This window comes from Streptomyces sp. NPDC058307 (assembly GCF_042880295.1).
Taxonomy (GTDB): Bacteria; Actinomycetota; Actinomycetes; order Streptomycetales; family Streptomycetaceae; genus Streptomyces.
On the sequence record NZ_JBHVYZ010000009.1, the window covers coordinates 61,556 to 67,953 of the forward strand.

Genomic DNA, 6,398 nt, shown 5'->3' on the forward strand with positions numbered 1-6,398 from the left:
TACGAGGCAGAACGCGCAGTGGTTGAGCTGCGAGGCACGGATCTTCACCAGCTCGAGGAGCCGGGGATCGAGACCCCGGCGGGCGGCCGTGTCGAGGCGGAGCATCGCCTTGTAGACCTCGGGGGCGTGCTGGGCCCAGGACAGGCGGGGCGGGTGTTCGGGGCTGTACCGGACGGTGTCCTCTGTGGTCATGTCTCGACCCTAGGAGCCGGGCAGCCCACGGGTATGGTCCACTTCCATGGCGAAACCCCGGGCCACTTTCGGCATCGACCTGCATCTGGAACCCACCGGAGGGGGCGTCCGGCGGGGCCTCACCGACGCCCTGCGCGAGGCCGTCCGCACCGGCCGCCTCGCCCCCGGCACCCGGCTGCCCTCCTCCCGCGCCCTCGCCACCGACCTGGGCATCGCCCGCAACACCGTCGCCGACGCCTACGCCGACCTGGTCGCCGAGGGCTGGCTCACCGCCCGCCAGGGCTCGGGCACACACGTCTCGCAGCGAACGGTGGTCCCGCCCACCGGCCCCGCACCCCGCCCCCGCCCACCCGGTCGCCCCACCCACAACCTCGTCCCGGGCACCCCCGACCTCGCCTCCTTCCCACGCGCGCAATGGCTCAAGGCCGCCCGCCGCGCCCTCGCAACCGCCCCCTACCAGGCCCTCGACTACGGCGATCCGCGTGGCCGTGTCGAACTGCGCACCGCCCTCGCCGAGTACCTCTCACGCGCCCGCGGGGTGCGCGCCGACCCCGAACACATCCTGGTCTGCGCCGGCTTCTCGCACGGTCTGCGCCTTCTCGGCGCGGTGCTGCGGGCCCGGGGCGCCCGCACGGTCGCCGTGGAGTCCTACGGCCTCGACGTGCACTGGGACCTGCTCGCGGCCGCCGGTCTGCGGACCGTGCCGCTGCCGTTCGACGAACACGGCACGGACCCGGGCGAGTTGACCGAACAGGACGCGGTGCTGCTCACCCCGGCCCACCAGTTCCCGATGGGCGGCACCCTGCACCGCGACCGCCGTTCGGCCGTCGTCGAGTGGGCGCGTCGCACCGGCGGACTGGTCGTCGAGGACGACTACGACGGCGAGTTCCGCTACGACCGCCAGCCCGTCGGCGCCCTCCAGGGCCTGGACCCCGACCACGTCGTCCACGCGGGCACGGCCAGCAAGTCCCTCGCCCCCGGCCTCCGGCTGGGCTGGCTGGTGCTGCCGCCCGGCCTGATGGAGGAGGTACTGACGGCCAAGGGCACCATCGACACCTGCGGATCCCTCGACCAGCTCACCCTCGCGGAGTTCCTGACCTCCGGCGCCTACGACCGCCATGTGCGCGCCGCCCGGCTGCGCTACCGGCGCCGCCGCGACGCCCTCGTCGCCGAACTCGCGCGGCGGGCCCCGAAGGTCCATGCCACGGGGATCGCGGCCGGACTGCACGTGGTGCTGCGGCTCCCGCCGGGCACCGAGCAGGCGGCGCTGCGGGCGGCGGCCTGGCAGGGTCTCGCGGTGCACGGGCTGCACCGCTACCAGCACCCCGAGGCCACCGTCGAGCGACGCGACGCGCTCGTCGTGGGCTACGGGACACCACCGGACCACGCCTGGTCCGGAGCACTGGAGGCACTGTGCGCGGTACTGCCCGAATAACGCCGCGGCGGCGGCGTCGGCAGGGCGGGCGGCTCCGGCGGCTTCGGCGGTTTGGGTGTCGCGGTCCGGGAGCCGAGCCACCTCTCACTCCGCCGAACCGCTCCCGCAGTAACTCAAGCAACCCTTACGGAATTCGGAGAGGGGACTGCGGAGCGGAATGCTCCGGGGCCTCCCCGAACCTGGCCAGCGCCAAGGCCCCCGCGACGGCCACCGCGAAACCCAGCACCGCCACCCACGCCAGCCCCTCCCGCGTACGGTCCCCGAGCCACACCACCCCCACCAGCGCGGGCCCGATCGTCTCCCCGATCACCATTCCGGCGGTCGCCGTGGTCACCGACCCCCGCTGCAGCGCCGAGGTCAGCGACAGAAAGGCCGCTCCACCGCCGACGAGGAGCGCGTACGACGCCGGGTTGGCCAGCAGCGCCGACAGCGCGAGCGAGTCGATCAGGCGTACCGCCACCTCGACCACCCCGAACCCGAGCCCGGCACCCAGCCCGAGCGCCAACGCCCGCCCGCGGTCCGGCAGTCGCCCACCCAGCAGCGCAAGGGCCAGCACCGCAAGGGCCGTCCCGAGCATCGCGTACTTCAGGGCCGCGGGGCCGCCCCGGTCGCCCTCCGTCCCGGACGCGATCCCCAGCAGCGCCATCCCCGCGCACACCACCCCGACCGCGACCCACTCACTCCCGCTCAGCCGAACCCGCAGCAGCCGCGCCGACACCACCGCGGTCACCGCGAGACTCGACGCGAGCGCCGCGCCGACCGCGTAGATCGGGACCGACCGCAACGCGGCGATCTGCAACAGGAAGCCGACCCCGTCCAGGGCCAGCCCCGCCAGATACCGCCACTGCCGCACCGCCCGCAGGAACAGCGTCACCGCGAACGCCGTCCCCTCGCCACCGCCGCCCGCGTCCGCCGCCCGCGCCGCCATCGCCTGCAGCACGGTGGCCGTGCCGAAGCAGACCGCGGCACCGAGAGCACACACCATTCCAAAGAGCACGAAGTGACCTTAGGGGAGGTGAGGAGAGGTGTGTTGGTTTCGGACCAGCTCTCACCGATCTCTGGACCGACCGAGATGAACAGGGCGGACGCACGTCGGCAACCTCGTCGAGGCCGTGTCGGCGAGTGGCCCGCGAAAACGCGTTGTCCCACCCCGTCCGATCGCGTTACGGTCGCCGCACTCTGACGCACACGCTCTCTGAACCATCGCCGCAGACGGGAGCAGGTCCGCGCACGGCGCGCGGCACCACGGAGGGGCGGCACCGGATCCGGCCGACCGGCGGATCCCGTACGCCCTCCGGAGGACTCTCCCATGAACATCGGCCTCGGCCTCCCCGTCGACGACCCCGCCCAGCTGCTCACCTGGGCCCACCGCGCCGACGCGAGCCCCTTCAGCACCCTCGGTCTGCTCGACCGTCTCGTCTACGACAACCCCGAGCCCCTCGTCACCCTTGCGGTCCTCGCCGGCGCCACCTCCCGCATCCGCGTCCAGACCGAGGTGCTGATCGCGCCGCTCCACAACACCGCCCTGCTCGCCAAGCAGACCGCGACCCTCGACCGCCTCTCGGGCGGCCGCTTCACGCTCGGCATCGGTGTCGGAGGCCGCGAGGACGACTGCCTGGCCGCCGGCACCGACCTCCACCGCCGGGGCCGCCGCCTCGACGAACAGATGACCCTGCTGCGCCGCACCTGGTCCGGAGAGCCGTACGGCGAAGGCATCGGCCCCATCGGTCCCGCCCCCGCCACCCCCGGTGGCCCGGAGGTACTGTTCGGCGGCTTCGCCCCCGCTGCCCTCGAACGCGTCGGCCGCTTCGGCGACGGTTTCCTCGGCGCCGCCCTGCCGCCCTCCTTCATGTCCAAGCTGTTCCGCGCCGCCGAAACGGCCTGGCAGAAACACGACCGCCCCGGCCGCCCCCGCCTGGTCGCCCAGGCGAACGTCGCTCTCGGCCCCGACGACACCCAGGACCGGGCCCGTCGCAACCTCCGCGACTACTACGCCTTCAGCGGCCACGTCGAATACATGGAGGCCGGCCTGCTCACCACACCGCGGCAGATCCGCGAGGCCGCCGACGCCTACGTCGGCATCGGTGCCGACGAGGTGATGCTCTACTGCTGGGCCTCGGACACCGACCAGATCGACCGCCTGGCCGACGCCCTCTTCTGACGTCACCGCCGCACGTGACTTCGAGGTCCGGGTCCCGCCGCCCGGCCTCGAAGCCGTCGCTCGCATGGTGGACGTGGCGCAGGTGCCCTTCGGTGTGCCCGGTAGGCTGGCGGGCAGGCCGTGACTGGCGCGCAGGGATGGGACGGACCATCGGGGAGCGGCCTGTGAGTGACCAAGTGCCGTGCGCCTGGGCCGAACCGTGATCCGTGACCGTTTCAAGCCACGCAGCCCGGAGGCCGCCATGTCAGAGCAGCAGCCCCTGTCCACCGAGTCCACGGCCTTCCGTGCCGCCCTCGACGTGATCCGCGCCGTCGAGCCGCGCGTCGCCGACGCCATCGGCCAGGAGGTCCACGACCAGCGCGAGATGCTCAAGCTGATCGCCTCCGAGAACTACGCCTCCCCGGCCACCCTCCTCGCGATGGGCAACTGGTTCAGCGACAAGTACGCCGAGGGCACCATCGGCCGCCGCTTCTACGCCGGCTGTCGCAACGTCGACACCGTCGAGTCCCTGGCCGCCGAGCACGCCAGGGAACTGTTCGGCGCCCGCCACGCCTACGTCCAGCCGCACTCCGGCATCGACGCCAACCTCGTCGCCTTCTGGTCCGTCCTCGCCCAGCGCGTCGAGGTCCCCGCCCTGGAGAAGGCCGGCGTGCGTCAGGTCAACGACCTGTCCGACGCCGACTGGGCCGAGCTCCGCCAGGCCTTCGGCAACCAGCGCATGCTCGGCATGTCCCTGGACGCCGGCGGCCACCTCACCCACGGCTTCCGCCCCAACATCTCCGGCAAGATGTTCGACCAGCGCTCCTACGGCACCGACCCCGCCACCGGCCTCGTCGACTACGACGCCCTGCGCGCCTCGGCCCGCGAGTTCAAGCCGCTGATCATCGTCGCCGGCTACTCGGCCTACCCCCGGCTGGTGAACTTCCGGATCATGCGCGAGATCGCCGACGAGGTCGGTGCCACGCTCATGGTCGACATGGCCCACTTCGCCGGTCTCGTCGCCGGCAAGGTCCTCACCGGCGACTTCGACCCGGTCCCGCACGCCCAGATCGTCACCACCACCACCCACAAGTCCCTGCGCGGCCCGCGCGGCGGCATGGTGCTGTGCGACGACTCCCTCAAGGACCAGGTCGACCGCGGTTGTCCGATGGTCCTCGGCGGCCCGCTTCCGCACGTCATGGCCGCCAAGGCCGTCGCCCTCGCCGAGGCCCGGCAGCCCTCCTTCCAGGACTACGCGCAGCGGATCGTCGACAACTCCCGCGCCCTGGCCGAGGGCCTGATGCGCCGCGGCGCGACCCTGGTCACCGGCGGCACCGACAACCACCTCAACCTGATCGACGTGACCTCCTCCTACGGCCTCACCGGCCGCCAGGCCGAGGCCGCCCTGCTCGAGTCGGGCATCGTCACCAACCGCAACGCCATCCCGGCCGACCCCAACGGCGCCTGGTACACCTCCGGCATCCGCATCGGCACCCCCGCCCTGACCACCCGTGGTCTCGGCACCGCCGAGATGGACGAGGTCGCCGGTCTCATCGACCGCGTCCTCACCACCACGGAGCCGGGCACCACCAGCAAGGGCGCCCCCTCCAAGGCCCAGCACATCCTGGACCCGAAGGTCGCGGACGAGATCTCCCACCGGGCCACCGACCTCGTGGCCGGCTTCCCGCTGTACCCGGAGATCGACCTCGGCTGACCCGCGTCCTCTCTTGAGTTGTCAAAGACCGGTGACTCCTGGAGATCGCTGAGCTTCTAGAGATCGACGAGTTCCTGACGTGGCTCGTCCCGCGGCGGTCCGGCTCCTGGCCCGGCCGCCGCGCGGCGTATCAGCCGCGTGCCGCCGGCTCCCGCGGCGAACCCCACGGCGAGCCCCGGCACCGCCCACCACAGACCACGCCCCGGACCGGACGAACCCTTGGCCCCCGCGCCCTGCCCCTCCCCGGCACCGCCCGCGAGGCCCGCCCGGTCCAGCCGGTCGAACACCGCCCGCGGCGCCCGGTGCCAGCGGATGTCGTCGTCCTCCTGCTCCGGCGCCGGATCCGAGCGCACCCACGGCGTGCCGTCCCCGGTCAGGAACAGCTGGTCCTGCCGCGCCACCGCCACATCACCACCCGGCGCCGAATCCGTCCGGGGCCAGCCGCCCACCCCCGTCAGCCCCCACACCACGGTGAACCGCACCGGCGGATACCGGCCCTCCTCCCAGGCGTCCGAGACCCGCTCCGTGCCCGTGTACGTCGGCTGCAGCAACTGCCACAGGTGAGTGAAGTACGGCTCGCCGGCACGCACGGCCTTCGTCCGCCCGGTGCCGCCGGTGACGACCATCGCCAGGTCGGGCCTGTCCAGACCCGCCGCCCGCGTCGGCGGTGCCGCCGCGTCGGCCGCCGGCGCCGCGAGCACGGTCACCACCGCCGCCACCGGTACGAGTGCCGCCAGCGCCCTGCGCGGCCCGAGCCGTAATTTTGCGAGTTTGCTTCGCACTGCCGTCCCCCTCGATCGACTCCCCACGCTTCCTCAAGCTCGCGAGCACCTCCTTTCATCACCCGTCACCCGTCACCCGTCACCCGTCACGCAGCGAGCCGCGTGTCACTTCTGGTACACCGCCCGGCCCGGCGG

The 6,398-nt window shown here is 73.0% G+C and carries 6 protein-coding genes and 1 riboswitch; of the genes, 3 read left to right on the top strand and 3 right to left on the bottom strand.

The window, feature by feature from the left end; all coding sequences use genetic code 11:
* Window positions 1-192: carboxymuconolactone decarboxylase family protein (locus ACFVYN_RS09410; protein WP_389994867.1), on the bottom strand; the 192-nt coding region annotated here is incomplete at its 3' end.
* A gap of 46 nt (window positions 193-238) precedes the next feature.
* Between ACFVYN_RS09410 and ACFVYN_RS09415 the strand changes: the two genes are divergently transcribed.
* A complete protein-coding gene (locus tag ACFVYN_RS09415) occupies window positions 239-1,627 on the top strand; it encodes a PLP-dependent aminotransferase family protein (protein WP_389994870.1) in 1,389 nt (462 codons plus the stop codon).
* A 124-nt stretch (window positions 1,628-1,751) separates the two neighbouring features.
* Here ACFVYN_RS09415 and ACFVYN_RS09420 read toward each other — a convergent pair whose 3' ends face one another.
* Window positions 1,752-2,612: a hypothetical protein gene (locus ACFVYN_RS09420; RefSeq protein ID WP_389995124.1), complete on the bottom strand. Its 861-nt coding sequence runs from the start codon at window positions 2,610-2,612 to the stop codon at window positions 1,752-1,754.
* A gap of 324 nt (window positions 2,613-2,936) precedes the next feature.
* On the opposite strand from ACFVYN_RS09420, the gene ACFVYN_RS09425 reads away from it, so the two are divergent.
* Together ACFVYN_RS09425 and ACFVYN_RS09430 are read left to right on the top strand one after the other, a co-directional pair.
* Complete coding sequence (locus ACFVYN_RS09425) at window positions 2,937-3,788, top strand: LLM class flavin-dependent oxidoreductase (protein ID WP_389994873.1); 852 nt, start codon at window positions 2,937-2,939, stop codon at window positions 3,786-3,788.
* A 110-nt stretch (window positions 3,789-3,898) separates the two neighbouring features.
* Window positions 3,899-3,988, top strand: a riboswitch (ZMP/ZTP riboswitch).
* Window positions 3,989-4,029: 41 nt separating this feature from the next.
* Window positions 4,030-5,481, top strand: a complete 1,452-nt coding sequence (locus tag ACFVYN_RS09430) for a glycine hydroxymethyltransferase (RefSeq protein ID WP_389994876.1) — start codon at window positions 4,030-4,032, stop codon at window positions 5,479-5,481.
* A gap of 56 nt (window positions 5,482-5,537) precedes the next feature.
* Here the strand turns inward: ACFVYN_RS09430 and ACFVYN_RS09435 are convergent, their stop codons facing one another.
* Window positions 5,538-6,182: a hypothetical protein gene (locus ACFVYN_RS09435; protein ID WP_389995127.1), complete on the bottom strand. Its 645-nt coding sequence runs from the start codon at window positions 6,180-6,182 to the stop codon at window positions 5,538-5,540.
* Window positions 6,183-6,398 lie beyond the last annotated feature (216 nt).